Annotated in this window: 16 protein-coding genes and 2 pseudogenes; 9 read left to right on the top strand and 9 right to left on the bottom strand. The window is 71.3% G+C overall.

The genetic code is table 11. The features are described from left to right. The first annotated feature begins 214 nt into the window (after positions 1 to 214). Entirely contained in the window at positions 215 to 1,114 is a 900-nt protein-coding gene (locus tag HHL28_RS17315; RefSeq protein WP_169655579.1) for an MOSC domain-containing protein, read from the top strand. 97 nt (positions 1,115 to 1,211) lie between these two features. On the opposite strand, the gene HHL28_RS17310 is transcribed toward HHL28_RS17315, so the two are convergent. After that, on the bottom strand, positions 1,212 to 2,708 hold the full coding sequence (locus tag HHL28_RS17310) for a hypothetical protein (protein ID WP_169655577.1): 1,497 nt from the start codon (positions 2,706 to 2,708) through the stop codon (positions 1,212 to 1,214). 205 nt (positions 2,709 to 2,913) lie between these two features. On the opposite strand from HHL28_RS17310, the gene HHL28_RS17305 reads away from it, so the two are divergent. From HHL28_RS17305 to HHL28_RS17280, 7 genes and pseudogenes are all read left to right on the top strand, one after another. Beyond that, on the top strand, positions 2,914 to 5,457 hold the full coding sequence (locus HHL28_RS17305) for a helicase-related protein (protein WP_083699242.1): 2,544 nt from the start codon (positions 2,914 to 2,916) through the stop codon (positions 5,455 to 5,457). A 389-nt stretch (positions 5,458 to 5,846) separates the two neighbouring features. Beyond that, positions 5,847 to 6,319, top strand: a pseudogene (locus HHL28_RS19015) (N5-glutamine methyltransferase family protein); the annotation flags it as partial. A 143-nt stretch (positions 6,320 to 6,462) separates the two neighbouring features. Continuing rightward, positions 6,463 to 6,708, top strand: coding sequence for a class I SAM-dependent methyltransferase (locus tag HHL28_RS19010; RefSeq protein WP_404326982.1), 246 nt, complete (start codon positions 6,463 to 6,465; stop codon positions 6,706 to 6,708). Positions 6,709 to 7,179: 471 nt separating this feature from the next. Beyond that, positions 7,180 to 7,626, top strand: a complete 447-nt coding sequence (locus tag HHL28_RS17295) for a DUF4167 domain-containing protein (RefSeq protein WP_075772037.1) — start codon at positions 7,180 to 7,182, stop codon at positions 7,624 to 7,626. 251 nt (positions 7,627 to 7,877) lie between these two features. Continuing rightward, on the top strand, positions 7,878 to 9,758 hold the full coding sequence (gene htpG, locus HHL28_RS17290) for a molecular chaperone HtpG (protein ID WP_075772038.1): 1,881 nt from the start codon (positions 7,878 to 7,880) through the stop codon (positions 9,756 to 9,758). 541 nt (positions 9,759 to 10,299) lie between these two features. After that, entirely contained in the window at positions 10,300 to 10,446 is a 147-nt protein-coding gene (locus tag HHL28_RS17285) for a hypothetical protein (protein ID WP_169655575.1), read from the top strand. Next, positions 10,443 to 10,997: a hypothetical protein gene (locus HHL28_RS17280; RefSeq protein WP_169655573.1), complete on the top strand. Its 555-nt coding sequence runs from the start codon at positions 10,443 to 10,445 to the stop codon at positions 10,995 to 10,997. Before HHL28_RS17285 ends, HHL28_RS17280 begins: the two co-directional genes overlap by 4 nt. Positions 10,998 to 11,007: 10 nt before the next feature. Here the strand turns inward: HHL28_RS17280 and HHL28_RS17275 are convergent, their stop codons facing one another. The 4 genes from HHL28_RS17275 to HHL28_RS17260 form a co-directional block, all read right to left on the bottom strand. After that, positions 11,008 to 11,430, bottom strand: a complete 423-nt coding sequence (locus HHL28_RS17275; RefSeq protein WP_075772040.1) for a DsrE family protein — start codon at positions 11,428 to 11,430, stop codon at positions 11,008 to 11,010. 22 nt (positions 11,431 to 11,452) lie between these two features. Further along, positions 11,453 to 12,247: a HesA/MoeB/ThiF family protein gene (locus tag HHL28_RS17270; protein WP_075772041.1), complete on the bottom strand. Its 795-nt coding sequence runs from the start codon at positions 12,245 to 12,247 to the stop codon at positions 11,453 to 11,455. Between the two features lie 7 nt (positions 12,248 to 12,254). Continuing rightward, complete coding sequence (locus tag HHL28_RS17265; protein WP_075772042.1) at positions 12,255 to 13,043, bottom strand: TSUP family transporter; 789 nt, start codon at positions 13,041 to 13,043, stop codon at positions 12,255 to 12,257. A 114-nt stretch (positions 13,044 to 13,157) separates the two neighbouring features. Further along, entirely contained in the window at positions 13,158 to 14,075 is a 918-nt protein-coding gene (locus HHL28_RS17260; protein WP_075772043.1) for a LytTR family DNA-binding domain-containing protein, read from the bottom strand. On the opposite strand from HHL28_RS17260, the gene HHL28_RS17255 reads away from it, so the two are divergent. Then, positions 14,068 to 16,203, top strand: a complete 2,136-nt coding sequence (locus tag HHL28_RS17255; RefSeq protein WP_169655571.1) for a TonB-dependent receptor plug domain-containing protein — start codon at positions 14,068 to 14,070, stop codon at positions 16,201 to 16,203. The two genes, HHL28_RS17260 and HHL28_RS17255, sit on opposite strands and share 8 nt — an antisense overlap. 229 nt (positions 16,204 to 16,432) lie before the next feature. Here HHL28_RS17255 and leuC read toward each other — a convergent pair. From leuC to HHL28_RS17235, 4 genes and pseudogenes are all read right to left on the bottom strand, one after another. After that, positions 16,433 to 17,859 (bottom strand): annotated as a pseudogene (gene leuC, locus HHL28_RS17250) (3-isopropylmalate dehydratase large subunit). A 185-nt stretch (positions 17,860 to 18,044) separates the two neighbouring features. Further along, complete coding sequence (locus HHL28_RS17245; RefSeq protein WP_083699245.1) at positions 18,045 to 19,334, bottom strand: M48 family metallopeptidase; 1,290 nt, start codon at positions 19,332 to 19,334, stop codon at positions 18,045 to 18,047. A 127-nt stretch (positions 19,335 to 19,461) separates the two neighbouring features. After that, a complete protein-coding gene (locus HHL28_RS17240; protein ID WP_075772046.1) occupies positions 19,462 to 19,824 on the bottom strand; it encodes an RNA-binding S4 domain-containing protein in 363 nt (120 codons plus the stop codon). 17 nt (positions 19,825 to 19,841) lie between these two features. Continuing rightward, on the bottom strand, positions 19,842 to 20,852 hold the full coding sequence (locus tag HHL28_RS17235) for an alpha/beta hydrolase (protein WP_075772047.1): 1,011 nt from the start codon (positions 20,850 to 20,852) through the stop codon (positions 19,842 to 19,844). Between the last annotated feature and the right edge of the window lie 49 nt (positions 20,853 to 20,901).

Genomic DNA, 20,901 nt, shown 5'->3' with positions numbered 1-20,901 from the left:
ACTGGCAACACGCTCCGGCGGCGGCTGCCGCCGCGCGGCCTCGTGGCCGCGTAAGCCAAGCCGCGGATGCGGCGCCGGCGAGTGAGGAAAACGAAAGGCTAGATCCGTTTCCAGCTTGCGGGGAACGGATCCAGGGCGGGGATCGTGCGTGATCGCGAACGGTTCGGCCGACCGCGGTTGACATCCCGTCCTTGCGGCGCAACATGGTTGCATCATGACCGCCCGCATCGCCACCATCCACTACTTCCCCGTCAAGGGCTTGTCGGCCCAGCCCCTGCAGGCCGTGACCCTGTCGCCGGGGGAGACGCTGCCCCATGACCGGCGCTTCGCCATCCTGCACCGGGCCACCACCTTCGACCCGACGGAACCGGCCTGGAAGCCCAAGTCCAACTTCCTGACCCTGATGCGGGATGAGAAGCTGGCCACGCTGGAGGCGGTGTTCGACCCCGCCACCTGCATGCTGGAGCTGCGCCGCGCCGGCAAACGCGTGGCCCGCGGCAAGATCGATACCCAGACGGGCCGCCTGCTGATCGACCAGTTCCTGTCCGCCTACATGGCGGGCACGTCCGCCCCCGGCCCCTACAAGCTGGCGGAAAGCCCCGGCCACGCCTTCACCGACATCCCGGACAAGGCCGTGTCCCTGATCAACCTGGCCAGCGCCAAGGACATCGAGCGGGTGACCAAGGCCCCCGTGGACCCGGTGCGCTTCCGCGGCAACCTGCTGCTGGACGGGCTTGAGCCCTGGGCGGAGAACGCCTGGGTGGGCAAGCGCCTGACCGTCGGCGGCACGGTGCTGGAGGTCTTCCAGACCATCACCCGCTGCGCCGCGACGGAGGTCAACCCCGCCACCGGCGAGCGGGACATGAACCTGCTGAAGGCCCTGTCGTCAGGTTTCAGCCACGTGGTCTGCGGCGTCTACGCCCGGGTGGTGGAAGGCGGCACGGTGGCGGTGGGGACACGGTCGGGGTGGGGTGAGGTTTTCCCTGTCCGACAGCGTGGGGCCGTCAACACGGACGGCACGGACAAGGACAGGGACATACACGGACAAACATCTTGCGCCTTCGGCGCTGGTGGCCCGTGCCTTCCGGGAAGAGGGTGTGCTCTCCCACAGTGAAAGATCGTTCTGGTGCCGCAGGCACCTTTCCTTGTCCGTGTCCGTCCGTGGCCTTGTCCGTGTCGTCCGTGTCCAAATTCCCAACCCAGCCCCGATCTCACCGCCCCAGGCTCATCAGCCCCGTCACCAGGGCCGTCGCGTCGTTGCCGTTCAGCAGGATGCGGCCGTCGGGTTGGATGTCCAGGCGGTAGGCGTGCTGGGGCCGGCCGGAGGCGTCGGTTTCCACCTTGGCCAGGCCTTGCAGGGCATAGAGCGCCAGGGTGGGGCCGGGGTTGGCCGGGTTGCCGGCGGCGCTGACCCGGGCGACCAGCCCGTCCATCCCCCGCAGCAGCAGCGACATGGCCCCCACCAGCCCGCGGGGTGCCGCGGCGTCGAAGCGCAGCGTGCCGCTGCCGTCCAGCCCGGCCTCCGCGCTGTCCAGGGCCAGCTTGTCCAGGGTCACCTGGGCACCGGCCCGCCCCAGGGCGGCCACCGCCCGGTCGCGGAAGGCGGCACCGGCCGCCCGGTCCCCCAGGGCCGCGGTGTCGGCCAAGCGCTGGGCGAAGGCGTCCAGCAGCGGCCCCGGCGGCAGGCCGGTGGCGGTCAGGCGCCCCTCCCCCGTGGCGGGCACCAAGCCCGGCTGCACGTCCGGCCCGCTGGCGGCCAGGCCCTTGTGCTTCCAGGCGAAGGCCACCCGGGCCCGGTCGGCGTTCAGCCCGGCGGCCTGGAGCGACCAGGTGCCGTCGGCGACGGCCAGCCGCTTGCCGGCCTCGCCCACCTGGCGGAAGCCCGAGACCTCCAGGTTGGCGTCCAGCCGGGACAGCAGCCCGTCCAGGGCGGGCACGCCCGGTTGCAGGGCCGCCGCCTCTGGTGCCGACAGCCCGTCCTTGTCGTCATCCGCCGCGGCCCGGCGGGCCAGGGCGGCGTTCCACAGGGCGTATTTGGCCGTGTCCAGCCCGGCCACCTGCACCGTGGCCTGGAGCCGCTTCAGGGCCAGCCATTCCATGCCGTCCATGCCCCGGGCGGACAGGTCGGCGATGGACAGGGTGGCGGGGCCGCTCCACTTGCCGGGTTCGTCCCCCTGGGGCACCAGCGTGGCGGCGAAGGAGCCGAGGCGGCTGGTGCCCTGCCCCGTGCGCGGGGTGAAGACCAGGTTGCCATAACGGGCGTCCAGCGCGTCCAGGGTGGACAGGTCCGCCGTCAGCCGGCCGCGGAGCTGCTGGCTGCCCACCGTCACCTCCCCGGCGCGGAAACCCTGTTCGCCGAACACGGCCAGGGTCCGCGGCACCGTCGCCTCCACGGCGAAGCCGCCGCCATCCTGGGGGGTCACCACCGCCTCCACCACGCTGGCCTCCACCAGCCAGCCGCCGGGCAGCAGCACCCGCAGGCCGGGCACGCTGAGCAGGTAGGTCTCCCCCGCCGGGCGGACCTGCACGGGGGGCACCCCGTCCAGCCGCAGCTCATCCGGGCCGCCGCGGGCCATTTCCGCCAGCCGCCGCTCCACCATGGATTTCAGCCGCGCCGCCCCCTCGGTCGAGGTGTCCTGCGCCAGGGCGGGCAGGGGCGCCAGCAGCAGGGCGACCAGGGCGGATGTCGCGATCGGGCGGACACGCATGGGGCAGGCCTTCGGGTGATGGACCATCTCGCCCCCATCATCGCGGGCCCCCATGGCAGAACTATGGCCGGGCAGGACTGTGTCGTCGCGCAACCGGAATGATGCCTTCCCCGGTGGGGCCATCGGGATGATCCGACAGGCCGCCGGAACGAAACCGGGCCCGCGCCCTTGCATTCACGTGCCGCAACGCCCAAGGATGAGGGCCATGAGCAAGCTTGATTCCGCCCAGACGCCCCGGCCTGCCCCGGGGCCGGGGGCGGGCAGCCCCGGCGGCCGGGTCATCGCGGTGCTGGGGCCTACCAACACCGGCAAGACCTATCTGGCGATGGAGCGCATGCTGGCGCACCGCACCGGCATGGTCGGCTTCCCCCTGCGCCTGCTGGCGCGGGAGAACTATGACAAGGTGGTGAAGGCCAAGGGTGCCGCCGCGGTGGCCCTGGTGACGGGCGAGGAGAAGATCATCCCCGCCACCCCGCGCTATTGGATCTGCACGGTGGAGTCCATGCCCCTGGACCGGCCGGTGGAGTTCCTGTGCGTGGATGAGATCCAGCTCTGCGCCGACCCGGAGCGGGGGCACATCTTCACCGACCGGCTGCTGCACGCCCGCGGCGGGGCGGAGACCATGTTCCTGGGCAGCGACACCGCCCGCCCCCTGATCCAGAAGCTGGTGCGGGGGGTGGAGGTGATCAGCCGCCCCCGCTTTTCCAACCTGTCCTATGCCGGGCACAAGAAGCTGACCCGCCTGCCCCCGCGCAGCGCCATCGTCGCCTTCAGCGTGACGGAGGTCTACCAGTTGGCGGAGATGGTGCGCCGGTCCCGCGGCGGCACCGCCGTGGTGATGGGCGCCTTGAGCCCCCGCACCCGCAACGCCCAGGTGGCCATGTACCAGGCGGGGGACGTGGATTACCTGGTGGCCACCGACGCCATCGGCATGGGCCTGAACATGGACGTGGACCATGTCTGGTTCGCCCGGCTGAACAAGTTCGACGGCCACAGCCCCCGCCGGCTGCGGGCGCCGGAGGTGGCGCAGATCGCCGGCCGCGCCGGGCGGCATTTGTCCGACGGCACCTTCGGCACCACCTGGGACTGCGCGCCCCTGGATGAGGAGACCGTCGAGGCGGTGGAGAGCCACACCTTCCCGCCGCAGACGGCCTTCTTCTACCGCAACAGCGATTTGGACTTCCGCAGCCTGCCCAACCTGCTGCGCTCCCTGGACGAGCGGCCGCCCTCGCCGGTGCTGATCCGGGCGCGGGAGGCGGACGACCAGCAGGCCCTGCTGGCCCTGTCCAAGGAGGAGGAGGTCGCCAAGCTGGTCCGCCGCCAGTCCGACCTGCGGCTGTTGTGGGAGGTCTGCCAGGTGCCGGACTTCCGCAAGGTCATGTCCGACCAGCACACCCGCCTGCTGGGCCAGATCTACCGGCACCTGATGTCCCCGGCGGGCCGCCTGCCCGACGATTGGGTGGCGGGGCAGGTGGACCGGCTGGACCGGACGGAGGGGGACATCGACGCGCTGGTGGCCCGCATCGCCCATGTGCGCACCTGGACCTATGTCAGCCACCGGGCCGACTGGCTGGCCAAGCCGCGGGAATGGCAGGAGAAGACGCGCGCCATCGAGGACCGGCTGTCCGACATGCTGCATGAGCGGCTGACCCAGCGCTTCGTGGACAAGCGGTCCGCCGGGTTGGTGAAATCCCTGCGGGACGGGCGGGACCTGCTGGGCGCCGTGGCCGGGGACGGGGCCGTGCTGGTGGAGGGCCATGCCGTCGGCCGGATGGACGGGCTGCGCTTCACCCTGGACGCGGAGGTGGCGCCGGACGACCAGCGCGCCCTGATGACCGCCGCCCGCCGGGCCCTGAAGGACGAGGTCGGCAACCGGGTCACCCGGCTGGAACAGGCCGGCGACGAGGCCTTCGCCCTGGACGACCACGCTATCCTTACCTGGGAGGGGGCGCCCGCCGGCCGGCTGGTGCCCGGCGCCCTGGTGCTGGAACCCCAGGTGAAGCCGCTGCATGACGAGCTGCTGGACAGCAGCCAGCGGGAGCGGGTACGCGCCCGGCTGACCGCCTGGCTGCGGGCCCACATCACCCGCAACCTGGCCCCGCTGGTGCGGCTGGAGACGGCGGACCTGACGGGCCCCGGCCGCGGCATCGCCTTCCAGGTGGCGGAGGGGCTGGGCGCCCTGCCCCGGCCCCCGCTGGACCCGCTGATCCGCACCCTGACCCGGGAACAGCGGCGGGACTTGGCCAAGCTGGGCATCAGACTGGGCTTCAGCCACGTCTTCCTGCCGCAGTTGTCCAAGCCCAAGGCGGTGTCCTTGCGCGCCCTGCTGTGGGCGGTGAAGCACGGCCATGCCCTGCCGGCCCCGGTTCCCCCGCCCGGCCGCGTCTCCATCCCCGCCGCGGGGCCCAACGGGTTGCTGGAGGCGGTGGGCTACCCCCGCGTCGGCCCCCGGGCCATCCGGGTGGACATGCTGGACCGGCTGGAAAAGGAACTGGCCACCCGGGGTGCTGCCGGCCCCATCGCCAGCGTGGCGGACCTGACCTCCCTGCTCGGCTGCTCCACGGAAGAGCTGGCGGGCGTGCTGGAGGTGCTGGGCTGGAAGCAGCGCCCGCCCACGGAGGATGGCCAACCCGGCCCCTGGGCCCGCTCCGGCCGCGCCAAGCGCCAGCAACGCAGGCAGGAGGAACGGAAGGCGGCACCGGTGGACCCGGACAACCCGTTCGCGGTGTTGCAGCGGTTGGCGGGGTGATGGCGTTGCAGGATTGGGGATTGTAGGGGGAGTTTGGCCCTACCCCTGTTCCTATGCTTCTCCCGTCATCCCCGCGAAAGCGGGGACCCAGGGTCACGGGATCGACGGCATGGTTCGCGGGGGCAGCGGTTTGGCGGGGAGGTTGCGCTTGGGACTCCTGGGTCCCCGCTTCCGCGGGGATGACGGATTTTGGTGGATTCGAGGGTTCGCCACCTAGATGCACTGGCGCGGCAGCGGGCCCGGACAGCAGCACCCCCACCCTGGCCCCGCCCAAGCGGCCGTGGTAGGGAGGTCGCCGACAACCCCTTCCTGAAACCCGCTGCCGCCCCTTGGCACCGCGGCTTTCCCAAGGGCCCCGGGTCAAGCCCGGGGTGACATCAGGGCCCTGCATGAGCGTGCCGACCCTTTCCGACCTCCTCTCCGCCGCCGCCGCCCGGCTGGAGGCCGCGGGCATCGACAGCCCGGGGCTGGACGCGGCCTACCTGGCGGAGCATGCGCTGGGCATCCCGCGGCTGGCCCAGCGGCGGCGCGGGGGGAGGCGGTCGAGCCCGGCCGGGCCGCCCGGTTCCAGGCGCTGCTGGACCGGCGCGCCGCGCGGGAGCCGTTGCAGCGCATCCTGGGAAGTTGGGAGTTCTGGGGGCTGGAGTTGCTGCTGTCCCCCGACACGCTGATCCCGCGGGCCGATACGGAGACGGTAGTGGACGCGGTGCTGAAGCGGCGGCCGGACCGGGGGCGGCCCTGGCGCATCCTGGACCTGGGCACCGGCACCGGCGCCATCCTGCTGGCCCTGCTGTCGGAATACCCCCGGGCCACCGGCCTGGGCGTGGACCTGAGCCCCGGGGCGGCGGCCACGGCGGCGCGCAACGCCCAGCTCAACGGCGCGGGCGACCGGGCCCGGTTCGTGGTCGGGAGCTGGGCGGACGCCCTGGCGGGCGGGGGTTCGACATCGTCGTCTCCAACCCGCCCTACATCCCCGATGGGGAGATCGACACCCTCCAGCCCGAGGTGGCCCGGCATGAGCCGCGCCGCGCCCTGGCCGGCGGGGCGGACGGGCTGGACCCTTACCGCCACCTGTCCGCGGAGTTGCCCCGCCTGCTGGTGCCCGGCGGGTTGGCGGCGTTGGAGCATGGCCTGGGCCAGGGGCCGGCGGTGGCCGCGTTGTTGCGGCAGGCCGGCCTGTCGGGGGTGGAGACGGTGGACGACCTGGGTGGCCGCGACCGGGTCACGTTGGGCGTCGTGCCAGCGGCGTGAGACGAGGGCTTATGCCGCTAAAGGCCGGCGACTGCCGGCGCCCGGCGCCTGAGGGAGCCGATGGCCAGGGCATTTTGCGGCCGCCGGGTGCCGGGGCAAAGGGGCGGGCCTGCAAAAAAGCTGTTGGAATGAAGGGCGGCAAGGGCTAGGGTCCGGTACGGAACGGGGCTGTCGCGTGGGGCGCGGCCCGTCCGGTGGCCCCCCCGTTTCGGGGCCGCCCGTACCACGGCCGTTGCCGGTTGGGGCCGTGTGGGTGCCGCGCCTTGGGCATCCCACCGTCGTCGGCGACCATGCCAGGGGTGACCCGCCCCGCCAGGGCAACCCACCGCCCGACCCTATGGATGACCGTTTTCCCGACCTATGCCAGCGGTGGCTGGCCAGTCCGGGACGGGGGTCGCCGCCAGGGGCGGACGGGACCGGGCTGGCGGCAAGGGCCAGGGGCAGACTTTCACTGGGCAAGAAGCAAGCGGAATGAGACAGGGACCGAACTCCAGGCGCTCGCGCGGCCGTGGCAACAACAACCCGAACGGCGGCAACCAGAACAACAACAACGGTGGCGGCAACCGGCGGTCCAACGTGCCGCTGCGCCACCAGAACTATGACAGCAACGGCCCGGATGTGCGCATCCGCGGCAACGCCTTCCAGATCTACGACAAGTACCAGGCCCTGGCCCGGGACGCGCAGGCCTCCGGCGACCGCGTGGCGGCGGAGAACTACCTGCAGCATGCGGAGCACTATTACCGCATCATCCTGCAGATCAACGAGCAGGAAGGCCGCCAGCGCCCGCAGGGCCGGGAGAACGGCCACGGCGCCTATGGCCAGCCCAACGGCAACGGCTATGACGGCGAGGACGGCCAGGATGACGGCGGCGACGACGCCGGCCAGGGCGAGGACGACCGCGAGCAGGCCAACGCGTAGTACGCGCGGCCCCTGACCGGGTCCCATCGGTACTGGGATAAGGTCAGGGCGGCACCTTGTTCCCCCTCACTCAGGGGGAGAGGGGGCAGTTCCAGCATCGTGACGGTGGGACGCCCGCGTCGCCCCCATCCTGCCGCTTGCGTCTTTCCCGGCCTTTGCCCATATCGTCGGCACCGGTTCCCCGCGCCCATCCCCAGGGGCGGGGGCCGGCCCAACCACGCCGACTTATGACAAGGGTGAGGGAACAAGACATGACTGAGGAGCGGCTCAGTTTCCAGGCCGAGGTCAGCCGCCTGCTCGACATCGTGGCGCACAGCCTCTACTCCGAGAAGGAGGTGTTCCTGCGGGAACTCATCTCCAACGCCTCGGACGCCTGTGACCGCCTGCGCTATGCGGCCCTGACGGATGGGGCCCTGCTGGGCGACGACAGCGGCTTCCGCATCCGCCTGGTCCCCGACAAGGATGCCAAGACCCTGACCGTCTGGGACAACGGCATCGGCATGTCCCGGGACGAGCTGGTGGAGAATCTGGGCACCATCGCCCGCAGCGGCACCGGCGCCTTCCTGAACAGCCTGACCGGCGACGCCAAGAAGGATGTGAGCCTGATCGGCCAGTTCGGCGTCGGCTTCTATTCCGCCTTCATGGTGGCGGAGCGGGTGGAGGTGTTCAGCCGCAAGGCCGGCGAGGCGCAGGCCTGGAAGTGGGAAAGCGACGGCCGCGGCAGCTTCACCGTGGCAGAGGCGGCGGATGAGGACGCGCCCAGCCGCGGCACCCGCATCGTCATGCACCTGCGCGAGGATGCCGGGGAATACCTGGAGGATTACCGCCTCCGCCAGATCGTGAAGACCTATTCCGACCACATCGCCGTGCCCATCCTGCTGGGCAAGGCGGACGACGCGGAGTCGGTCAATGCCGCGTCCGCCCTGTGGACCCGCCCGAAAAGCGAGATCACGGCGGAGCAGTACAAGGAATTCTACCACCATGTGGGCCACGGCTTCGACGACCCCTGGCTGACCCTGCATTGGCGGGCCGAGGGGGTGATCGAGTACACGGGCCTGCTGTACGTGCCCAAGGAGCGGCCCTTCGACCTGTTCGACCCGAAGCGCCGCCACCGGGTGAAGCTGTATGTCCGCCGGGTGTTCATCACCGATGAGGCGGAGGGGCTGGTCCCGTCCTGGCTGCGCTTCCTGCGCGGCGTGGTGGACAGCGAGGACCTGCCGCTGAACGTCAGCCGCGAGATGCTGCAGAACAACCCGGTCCTGTCCAAGCTGCGGGCCGGCATCGTCAAGCGCGTGCTGGGCGATTTGGTCAAGAAGGCGGAGGATGCGGAGAGCGCTGCCGACTTTGCCACCTTCTGGGACGCCTTCGGCCCCGTGCTGAAGGAGGGGCTGTACGAGGACTATGCCCACCGGGATGACCTGCTGAAGCTGCTGCGGGTGCGCACCACCGCCAGCGACGGCGCCCTGGTCAGCCTGGAGACGGTGCTGGGCCGGATGAAGGAGGGGCAGGAGGCCATCTACTACATCGCCGGCGACGACCGCGCCGCCCTGGAGAAGAGCCCCCAACTGGAGGGTTACCGCGCCAAGGGTGTCGAGGTGCTGCTGCTGACCGACCCGGTGGATGAGTTCTGGGTCGGCTCGGTCCGGGAGTACAAGGGCAAGGCCTTCAAGTCCGTCACCCGCGGCGGGGCCGACCTGGCCAAGATCCAGGGCGAGGAGCCGGAGAAGAAGGACACCCCGCCGGAGGGCGAGCTGTCCAGCCTGCTGGCCTTCTGCAAGCTGACCCTGGGCGACCAGGTGAAGGATGTGCGCGTGTCCGACCGGCTGACGGAAAGCCCCGTCTGCCTGGTGGCGGACGACGGCGACCTGGACATGCACCTGGAGCGGCTGCTGGCCCAGCACAAGCAGTTGGGCGCCGGCCCGTCCAAGCGCATCCTGGAACTGAACCCCACCCACCCGCTGATCAAGCGCCTGGCGGCCACCGCCGCCAATGAGGGTGCCAAGCCGGGCCTGGAGGAAGCCGCCTGGCTGTTGCTGGACCAGGCCCGCATCGTGGAAGGCGAGGCGGTGAGCGACCCTGCCGCTTTCAGTAGGCGCCTTGCCACCTTCTTGGAGCGAGGCCTGGCGGCCTGACCCCCCGTGACGGATGGCCCCCGCCGCGCCCGGCGGGGTGCCATCCGCGCAGGCCCGTTGTTTCAGGATTTGCTGTTATACTTGGCGCCATCCGTCCCTTTCCGGGGGTCCGGGCCATGGCGACCGCGACACTGGTGTTGAACCCGTTCCTGTCCGCCCGTGAACAGCCTGACGGCAGCCTGCTGCTGAAGGCCGCCCGGCGCGGCGGCATGCGGATCGAGACGAGGTTCGGCCCCGGCGGCCTGTCCCGCGACTGGGGGGAGGCGATCCTGGACCGGCTGGCCGCCGGCCGGGTGGAACCCACGGGCCTGCCGCCCCAGGCGTTGCCCCTGCTGATCCGGCAGGGCCTGGCCCTGCTGGACACGGAACTGGACGGCCTGCCCGGCTTCCGCGTGCCGCTGGCGGCGGGGGCGGCGGAGGGTGGTGAACCGGTCCCGCTGCTGGCCACGGGCAGCCTGTGCCCGGCCCCGCATGTGTCGCTGCCCTGGCGCTGCGTCCTGTCCGGGGGGAACCGCTGTGGCACCAGCGGCCGGGCGGCCCGGTGCTGCCCTGGTGGCCGGACCCGGCCTGCCGCGCCGCCCTGCGATCCCTTGACACCCAAATCCCCACCCCCGTCCCGCCCGACGTGGCGGCGACCCTGCTGCGGGAAGGCCTGGCCGTGCCGGTGGGGGCGCCGCGCCATCCGTGACCGGCGGGGGCCGGGAGGCGCTGGCGGCCCAGGGCTTCGTGCTGGTCCCCGGCCTGTTACCGCCGGCCCACCTGGCTGCTTGGCAGGCCTATGCCGACGCGCTGGTGGCCGCCGGACTGACGGAGCATTCCGCCAAGGCGGCGGACCGGGACACCTATCATGGCGACCCGGTGGGGACCCTGTTCCTGCACCTGTTCCGCCCGGCGGCGGAGGCCCTGGCCGGCCGGCCGCTGGTGCCGAGCTATGCCTTCCTGTCGGCCTATCGGGCGGCGTCGGCCCTGGACGAACACCTGGACCGCCCGCCCTGCGAGTACACGCTGAGCCTCCACATCGACCACCGGCCCCGGCCCGACGGCCCGGTGCCCTGGCCGTTGCGCATCCGCCCCGGGCCGGACACGGCGCCCGTGGAGCTGCGGTGCCGCCTGGGTGACGGGGTGGTCTTCCGCGGCCGGCGCCTGCCCCATTCCCGGCCGCGGCTGCCGGAGGGGGACCGGTCCACCACCCTGCTGCTGCACTATGTCCACCCGGACTACCGGGGGCCGTTGGACTGAGGCTGCCGGTTCAGATGAAGACCAGCTGGTGCCCCGGCTGGACCATGCCCAGCAGGGTGACCAGGCCGGACGTCTCCACCGCCAGGGCCGGGTTGGTGACCGGGTCGCGCAGGTTCAGCGCCCGCCAGCCCATCTCACAGGCCATGAAACGCACGCCCAGCTCGGCGCAGGCTTCCAGCAGTTCGGGGAAGGTGGCGACGCCGCGGCGGGCCAGGGTGGCGTCGCGCGCCTCCGGGCTGGTGCAGTCGTCGGAAAAGTCCAGCAGCTTCCAGCCGTCGCCCTGCAACAGGGCCGGCAGGGCGCGGCCGGTGAAGAACAGGGTCACCGGTCGGCCGGTGGCGGCGGCGGCGCTGGCCAGGGCCAGGGCGTAATGCACCTTGTCATAGCCGCCGGACTGGATGATGGCCGCCAGTCCCTGGGTGCCGTCGGGCATGCCCCTACTCCGCTTCTGGTAATCAGGCGTGGTGTGAAAGGTCCCGGTATGTCGGATGTTCCCCGCACAGGGGGCAATCCGGGTCGCGCCGGACCTTCACCGTGCGGAAGCTGGTCTCCAGCGCCGAATACATCAGCAGCCGGCCGGACAGGCTGTCGCCGATGCCCAGCAGCTCCTTCAGCACCTCCACCGACTGCAGGCTGCCCATGGTGCCGGCAAGGGCGCCCAGCACGCCCCCCTCCGAACAGCTCGGGATCATGCCGGGGGGCGGGGGTTCGCGGAAGATGCAGCGGTAGCAGGGGTGCGGATGGCCAAGGTGCGCCTTGAAGGTGCTGAGCTGCCCGTCGAAGCGCAGCATGGCCGCGCTGACCAGCGGCTTGCCGGCCAGGAAGCAGGAATCGTTCAGGAGGAACCGGGTGGCGAAGTTGTCGGTGCCGTCGGCCACCACGTCGTACTTGGCCAGCAGGTCGAGCACGTTGGCCTTGGTCAGCCGCTCGCGGTGCGTCTCCACCACCACGTCGGGGTTGATGGCCTTCAGCCGGGCGGCGGCGCTGTCCACCTTGGGCTGGCCGATGCTGCCCGTGTCATGCACCACCTGGCGCTGGAGGTTGGAGAGGTCCACCACGTCATGGTCCACCACCCCGATCCGCCCCACCCCGGCCGCGGCCAGGTACAGCAGCAAGGGCGCCCCCAGCCCCCCGGCGCCGACCACCAGGACGGAGGACCGCAGCAGCCGTGACTGCCCCTCCCCGCCCACTTCCTTCAGCATGATGTGGCGGGCGTAACGCTCGATCTGGGAGTCGGAAAAGTCGAGCATGGGATGATTACCCCGAGAAGAGACCGGAAACCCAACCATAGACGGGGTGCTGCGGGTTCGCCACCAGCCGCACCGTCATGGCCAGGCACACCACCACCAGCAGGGGCCGCACCAGCTTGGCCCCGAAGCGCAGGGCGGCGTGGCTGCCGATGAAGCTGCCGGTCACCTGCCCCACCGCCATGGCGAGGCCCACCCACCAGATGATCTGGCCGCCCAACGCGAAGACCGCGAGGCTGACCACGTTGCTGGTGAAGTTCAGAAGCTTGGTGTTGGCCGTGGCCTTGCGCATGGGCATGCCCAGCAGGGCCACGCAGCCGATGGCGAAGAAGCTGCCGGTGCCGGGCCCGAAGAACCCGTCATAGAAGCCCACCGCGATGCCCACGGTCAGCCCGAACACCGGCAGGGACACCCGCGCCTGCGCCTCCAGGTCGCCCGCCCGCGGGCTGAGCAGGAAATACAGCGCGATGGCCACCAGCAGGAACGGGATGACGGCGGAGATCAGGCTGGCGTCGATCACCTGCACCGCCACCGTGCCCGCCGCGGCCCCCACCAGCACGCAGACCACCGGGAACAGCATGGACCGGATGTCGATCTGCCCGGCCTTCCAGAACGTCCAGGTGGACATCAGCGTCCCGAAGCTGCCTTGCAGCTTGTTGGTGGCCAGGGCCTGGGCCGGGGGGATGCCGGTGGCCAGCAGGGCCGGCACGGTCACCAGCCCGCCGCCGCCGGCGACGGCATCGACGAATCCGGCCAGGAGCGCGGCGGGGACGAGGAAGAGGAGATTCACGGGATCCATGGTGCCCCGACCATAGGGGCCCGCGCCCCTCCCCGCCATTGCACGGCACAAGGGGGAGGGATGCGGGTGGGGATGTGCAGCACTTTCGAATTCGAAACTGTGCTGTCCGGCCCCTCATCCCACCCCGGCGCCCTCGCCCAGGGCGGCGCGGTAGTGGCGGCTGACGGGCACCTCGTCGCCGTTGGACAGGATGGCCAGGGCGTCGCCGCCGGGGGCGGGCTGCACGGCGATGACGGCGGCGCGGTTCAGCAGATGGCCGCGGTGGACGCGGACGAAGCCCAGGGGGCCCAGCTCCTGCTCCAGCTTCAGCAGGGTGGTGCGGTGCAGGTAGCGGCCCTCGGCGGTGGTCAGCTCCACATGGTTGCCGGCGGCCTCCGCCCGCAGCACCGTGCTGGCCGGCACGTCCTTGCTGCCCCAGCGTTCGCGGATGGGGAAGACCAGGTCCGCGGCCGGGACGGGGTCGGGCGCCGGGGCGGGCACGGGCTGTTCCACCGGCGCCGGCCGGGCGGGGAAGGCGCGGGCCATCAGCCAGGCCATGCCCAGGGCGACGGCATAGGCCAGCACGTCCTTCTGGAACTCGTGGGCGGGTCGCAGGGGGAAGGGGCCGTATCCTTGCCCCGCCGCGGCGTGCAGCAGCGCCCGCAGCCCCACCATGGCCGAGACGTGCAGCAGGCTGGCGGCCACCAGGGCCAGGGCATGCCCGGCCACGGCCCTGGGCCAGCCCACCCGCGCCGGGCGCAGCCGGGAAAAGGCGAGGAGCATCAGGGGGAAGGCGATGATCCAGCCGACACGGCTGGTGGCTTCCCAGGTTGCATAGTGCCAGAACGGGACGGGATTGGCCTCTTTTCCAGCTTCCAATGTGAAGGTCAAAAGGTCACGGATGTAGCTGGCGCCCAGCAGGGCCGCCCAGGCCAGCATGAAGGCGCCCCAGCCCAGCCGGGAACCCAACAGCCCCTGCCCCGCCCCGCCGTTGCCCGTCGCCGCCACGTCGCCCCCGCCGGTCCCGCAGAAGAAGAAAAACCAGATGCGCACTCCGCCCCCTTCTCCCGCCGCCGCCGGCATCCGTCAACCTGTCCGGGGGCGCGGCCTGTTGCTGCTGGGCACCGCGTTGGTGGCCGCCCTGCCCGTGGCATCGCCCGCCGGGGCCCAGACCACCGCCGGCAGCCAACGGACGGAGGAGGTGGTGGTGATCGGCCGCCGGTCCGGCGTGCCGGCCTATGAGCGGGCCTATGGTCCCACCGTGCTGGGGCCGGAGTTCCTGGACACCGCCCCGGAGCGGCGGCTGGACGAGGCCTTGCGCGCCGTGCCCGGCTTCAGCCTGTTCCGCCGCAGCGGCAGCCGCACCGCCAACCCGACGACCCAGGGCGTGAGCTTGCGCGGCCTGGGCCCCAACGGGGCGGGGCGCACCCTGGTGCTGGTGGACGGGGTGCCGGTGAACGACCCGTTCGGCGGCTGGGTCTATTGGGCGCGGCTGCCCACCGCCAGCACGGAGCGGGTGGTGATCACCCGCGGCGGCGGCGCCGGCCCCTGGGGCAACGCGGCCCTGGCCGGCACCATCCGGATCGAGACGCGGGCCACCGACGGGCTTTATGGGGAGGTGGCGGGCGGCAGCGACGGCACCTTCCAGGGCCTGGGCAGCGTGGGCGGCAAGGCAGGCCCGTTCCGGCTGGGCCTGACCGCCAGCGCCTTCCAGACGGACGGCGTGCCCCTGGTGCGCAAGGACCGGCGCGGCCCCATCGACATCGACGCGGACGCCGAAGCCTACAACATCGACGGCACGGCCAGCCTGGAGCTGGGCACCGTCACCGCCACGGCGAAGCTGAGCGGCTTCCGGGAGCACCGGGGCAACGGCACCCCCTATACCGAGAACGCCACGGAGGCGCTGGAGGGCAGCCTGCGCCTGGTGGGCCAGGGGGCGGTGTCGTGGGAGGCGGTGGTCTATGCCCGCGACTGGACCTTCGACAGCACCTTTTCCGGCGTCAACGCCACCCGCACCGGGGAAACCCCGTCCCTGGACCAGTATGAGGTGCCGGCCACCGCCTATGGCGCCGTGTTCCAGGTGGGCTTCAAGCCATTCCCGGACCATGAGACGGATGTGGGCGCCGACATCCGCCTGACGGACGGGGAGACGCGGGAGTTCTTCACCTTCACCAACGGCGCCTATCGCCGCGACCGCGCCGCCGGCGGGGAGCAAGAGGTGGCGGGCCTCTTCGTGGAGCATGCCTGGACCCCCGCCCCCACCCTGACCGTGACCGGGGGCCTGCGCTTCGACTGGTGGGAGAATGACGACGGCATCCGGCGGGAGGTGAACCTGGACAATGGCGCCGTAGTGCGCAACGACCGGTTCGAGACCAAGTCCGGCCGGGTGCTGAACGGCCGGGCGGGCGTGGACTGGCAGGCGACGGAGCAGGTGGGCCTGCGGGCCGCCTTCTATACCGGCTTCCGCCTGCCCACCCTGAACGAGCTGTACCGCCCCTTCCGCGTGGGCAACGACATCACGGAGGCCAACCCCAACCTGGGGCCGGAGCGGCTGACGGGCGGGGAGGCGGGCGTGCGCTTCAGCCCCGTTCCGGGCTTGGAACTGTCCGCCACCTACTTCCACGCGCGGCTGGAGAACGCCGTGGACAATGTGGTGCTGCAAGAGACACCGGGCCTGAACGCCGCCACCGGCGTGTTCGTGCCCGCGGGCGGCAGCCTGGCGCAGCGGCGCGGACTGGACCGGGTGGTGGCCAACGGCATCGAGGCGGAGCTGGACTGGGCCGCGCGAGACGATCTGCGCTTCCGCCTATCGTATCTCTACAGCGACAGCGAGATCGAGCGGGCGCAGGGCTTCGCGGCCCTGGAGGGCAACCGGCTGGGCCAGGCGCCCAAGCACCAGGGCACGGCGGAGGCGGAATGGCAGCCCCTGGACCCGCTGGTGCTGCGGCTCCAGGTGCGGGCCGTGGGCGAATCCTTCGAGGACAGCCGCAACACCCGCACCCTGGCCCCCTATGTCACCGGCGACGCCTATGTCGGCTATGACATCACCGACGCCGTCCACCTGTTCGCCACGGTGGAGAACCTGACCGACCGCACCATCGAGACCGGCAAGCGCACCGACGGCCTGGTCAATATCGGGCCGGGACGGCAATGGCTGCTGGGGGCGAAGGCGCGGTTCTGAGGGGGCTGCTGGCGGGCCGGGTTCCCGAACCGGCGGGCGGGGAGCCAAAAACATACACGAACACGCACCAACCACTCACGGACACGCACAAAAGGAAAATGCCTGCGGCGCAGCCAATTCATTGTGTGAATGTTCGTGTGTGTGTTTGTGCGTGTCCGTGAATGTTATTTGATCTTCCCTCTCAAGGCGGGCACCGGGCGCCGGTCCCACCGACGCCCGGCCCATCGCGTCAGGCGGTGAACTCCCGCACGTCCGTCAGGCGGCCGGTCAGGGCGGCGGCGGCGGCCATGGCGGGGCTCATCAGGTGGGTGCGGCCGCCGGGGCCCTGGCGGCCCTCGAAGTTGCGGTTGCTGGTGCTGGCGCAGCGCTCGCCGGGCTTCAGCTTGTCGTCGTTCATGGCCAGGCACATGGAGCAGCCGGGTTCCCGCCAGTCGAAGCCGGCCTCCCGGAAGACCTTGTCCAGCCCCTCCGCCTCCGCCTGGTGCTTCACCAGGCCGGAGCCAGGGACGACCATGGCATAGACGCCGTCGGCCACCTTGCGGCCCCGCTTCAGCGCCTGCTCCGCCACCGCGGCGGCGGCGCGCAAATCCTCGATCCGGCTGTTGGTGCAGGACCCGATGAACACCTTCTGCACCGGCACCTCCGACAAGGGCGTGCCGGCGGTCAGGCCCATATAGGCCAGGGACCGTTCCACCGCCGCGCGCTTGTGCGGGTCGGCGAAGTCCGCCGGGCTGGGCACCGCGGCGGTGATCGGGGCCACGTCCTCCGGGCTGGTGCCCCAGGTCACCAGCGGGGCGATGGTGGCGGCGTCGATGAAGATTTCCTTGTCGTAGGATGCGCCCTCATCCGACGGCAGGGTCTTCCAGTAGGCCACCGCCTGCTCGAAGGCGCCGGCCTTGGCGCGCGCGGGCGGCCCTTCAGGTAGGCGAAGGTGGTCTCATCAGGGGCGATCAGGCCGGCGCGGGCGCCCGCCTCGATGGCCATGTTGCAGACCGTCATCCGGCCTTCCATGGAAAGCCCGCGGATGGCGCTGCCGGCATACTCGATGACATAGCCGGTGCCGCCGGCGGTGCCCAGGGCGCCGATGATGGCCAGGGTCACGTCCTTGGCGGTGACGCCGAGGGGCAGGTCCCCCTCCACCGTCACCCGCATGTTCCTGGACTTCTTCATCAGCAGGGTCTGGGTGGCCAGCACATGCTCCACGTCCGACGTGCCGATGCCGAAGGCCAGCGCCCCGAAGGCCCCGTGGGTGGAGGTGTGGCTGTCGCCGCAGACGATGGTCAGGCCCGGCTGGGTCACGCCCTGCTCCGGCCCCACCACGTGGACGATGCCCTGGCGGATGTCCGCCATGTCCAGGTACTCGACCCCGAACTCCCGCGCGTTGATGGCGAGCTGCTCCACCTGGATGCGGCTCTCCTCATTCTTGATGCCTTCCAGCCGGTCGGGGCTGGTGGGCACGTTGTGGTCGGCCACGGCCAGGGTCTTGGCCGGCTGCCGCACGGGACGGTTCGCCAGGCGCAGCCCCTCGAAGGCCTGCGGGCTCGTCACCTCGTGCACCAGGTGCAGGTCGATGTACAGGACGGCGGTCCCGTCCTCCTGCCGGTGGACGACGTGGCTGTCCCAGATCTTGTCGTACAGGGTGCGCGGCGTGGCCATGGGATCACTCGACTAGGGTAGGGTCGGGTCTCGTTCTAACCGGAAAGGTCCGTGGCGTGGATGCGCCATTTTGTTTCGCGGAAAGCCGACCTTACCCCCTGCCGCACCCGCGAACAAGCCCGCCAGGATGCCCGCCCGAGCATGGGAAGGGTGCGGGAATGGGGGGGCAGGCGTCGCCCCTGGCCTCAGGGCTTCCCCGCCTCCCCCACCACCGGCGCCTGTTCCCTCATGTGCTCCGCCTTCCAGCGCATGGCCATCTCGATGCGGTTGCGGCCGCTGGGGTGGGTGTAGAACAGGAACTCCTCCAAGGGGCCGGGGTCGAGCTTGCGGTATTCGGCCAGCTTCAGGGCGATGGTGGCGAAGGCGTCGGGTTCCCGCGCGGCGTTCAGGCCGAAGATGTCGGCCTCGATCTCGTTGCTCCGGGTGATGGTGTTGGTCACCGGGGTCATCAGGGTGAACCACAGGCTGAACAGCGCCAGCGCCAGGGGCGCCCCGGCCGGGTCCGCCACGCCGCGGATGCCCCAGCCCCTCCCGAAACCATTTGCCACCCGCGGGAAGGCCCAGTGGACGAAGGCGAAGCCGGCCAGGATGACGGCGCCCAGCTTCAACAGCGCCTCGTCGATGTGGCCCAGGGCGTAATGCCCGATCTCATGCCCCATGACGGCGGCCACCTCCTCCGGCGTGCCGCGGTTCAGCAGGTTGTCGTTCAGGCTGACCCTTGTGGTGCCGAACAGGCCGGAGACGTTGGCGCTGACCCGGTTGGTCTGGCGGGAGGCGTCGACCATGTAGACCTCCTCCGCCGGCACGCCGTTGGCCCGGGCCATGGACAGGATGCGGTCCCGCAAAGGCCCCTCCGCCAGGGGCTTGTAGTCGTTGAAGATGGGGGCGATGAAGACGGGGGAGATGGCGATGCCGACCACCAGGAAGACCATGGCCACGCCCGTGCCCCACAGCCACCAGCGCCGCGGGCTGCGCCGGACCACCGCATAGATCACCGCCACGATGAGGGAGGTGATGACCAGGCTGAGCGCCGTGCCGATGGCCTGTTCCCCCGCCCAGGCGCCGAAGCTCTGGGTGGACAGGCCGTATTGGTGCTCCCGCACGAAGTCCGTGTAGATGGACCAGGGCAGGGTCTGGACCGTCAGGGCCAGGATCAGGCCGGCGGCGTAGAGGAAGACCTGCACGAAGCGGGCCTTCGTCACCCGCTCCGCCCGATCCCGCAGCCGGGCGGACAGGCCGGTCCCCAGCAGCAGCCAGCAGGCGCCCAGGGTCCAGAGCAGGCCCCAGAGGATCAGCCAGTAGCCGCCCTCGAAATAGGCGTCGGACCTGGCCCGGGCCTCCGCCGGCAGGCTGTCCAGGTAGGCTTGGGTGGCCGCCTGCACGTCGAAGCCTTGGGAACCGCCTTGCGCCAGGGCCGCGGACCCGGCCAGCGCGGCCCCGATCCCCAGGGCTGCCGCCCACACGAACCGCCCCATCCCCGCCCCCTGTGCCGCTTGTCGTTGCGGGGAGCGTAACCCTGGCCGGGGGCGCGGGAAAGGGGGACCAGAGCGTGTTTACGCTGGCCGTAAACACGCTTCGGCGGCGACTGAGGAGAACAAATGGCTACACCCGCGGCAGCCGCGTCTCCGGCGTGGGCGGGGACAGGTCCTCGTACAGGGCCTGGGCCTCCGGGGCCGGGCCGCGGCGGGCGGCCAGGGCCAGGATCTTGATGACCCGGATGTGGGGGCCCAGGGGGAAGGTCAGCACGTCCCCCGCCCGCACCATGTGGCTGGCCTTGGTCACCGGCGCCCCGCCGGTGCGGATGGAGCCCGAGGTACAGAGCTTGGCCGCCAGGCTGCGCGTCTTCACGAAGCGGGCGTACCACAGCCACTTGTCCAGCCGCAGCCGCCCCTGGGCCAGGTCGGCGGCGTCGGCCGGGTCGCTGGTGCTGGTGTCGTCGTTCTTCCCGTCCCCTTTCCCGGCCATGGCTACCCTCCCCCCCGTCACGCCGACAGGGCCTTGGCCAGGAAGGGCAGGCTTTCGTCCATGCGGTAATCCACGCCGCTGTGGTCGTCGGGGAATTCCTCATACCGGTGCTTGATGCCCAGGGCCTCCAGCCGCCGGTGCAGGCGGCGGGCGCCATAGACGAGGTTGTACTGGTCGCGGTCGCCGCAGTCGATGTACAGCGCCTTCAGGTCCCGCAGGCCGTCGGCATGCTTTTCCAGCAGCATCAGCGGGTCCCAGTCCAGCCAGGCGGCCCAGCGCTCCGGGATGATTTCGCAGGTCTCCAGGTCCACCGGCAGGCGGATGCCCAGATAGGCCTTGGGGTCCGGGTCATAGGTGGCGGCCATGCACAGCATCATCAGGACATGGGTGTCCTTGCCGTCGGGCTTCCTGGCCGACTCGAACTTGCGCATGAAGCCCTCGATGCCGAGGTCATGCTTGGCGAGCGCGCGGAGCACGCCGGGGAATTCGGGCAGGTAGCACCATTCGAACGCCACGTCGCCGGAATGGCAGGCGGCGGCGGCCCAGAAATCCGGCCGCAGCAGGGCGTGGGCCATGGCGCCATAGCCGCCGCTGCTTTTGCCGAAGATCCCGCGCCGGCCGGGGCCGCCGCAGCCGAACTGCCGCTCCACGAAGGGCACCATCTCCTGGCAGATCACGTCCATCCAAGGGCCCAAGGCCGCGCTGTTGACATACTGGTTGCCGCCCAGCCGGGTGAAGCAGTCCGGGAAGGCCACGACCACCGGCGGCATCTCCCCCGCCGCGATCAGGCGGTCCAGCCGCTCCGGCACGTTCTCCCCGAAGGCGCGCCAGTTGGTGTGGGCGGGGCCGCCCGCCGTGTAGCCCACGATGTCCACCAGCAGGGGCAGCCCGGCCCCGTCATGGCCGGCGGGAACATAGACATGCACCTCCCGCTCCGTCGGGTCCCCTTGCAGGTTCCCGTCCAGCAGCCGGCAATCCAGCACCAGCCGGTGCAGGGTGCCGCGGGGGGTGTCATGGGCCTTGCGCATCCGTTTCCTCCGGTCCGGGCGGCTGGGACGCCGCCTCTGTTCCCGCATT

Source organism: Aerophototrophica crusticola, from assembly GCF_012913305.1.
GTDB lineage: Bacteria > Pseudomonadota > Alphaproteobacteria > Azospirillales > Azospirillaceae > Niveispirillum > Niveispirillum crusticola.
The sequence above is the reverse complement of the archived record's forward strand: the minus strand, read 5'-3'. Positions and strand labels throughout refer to the sequence as shown.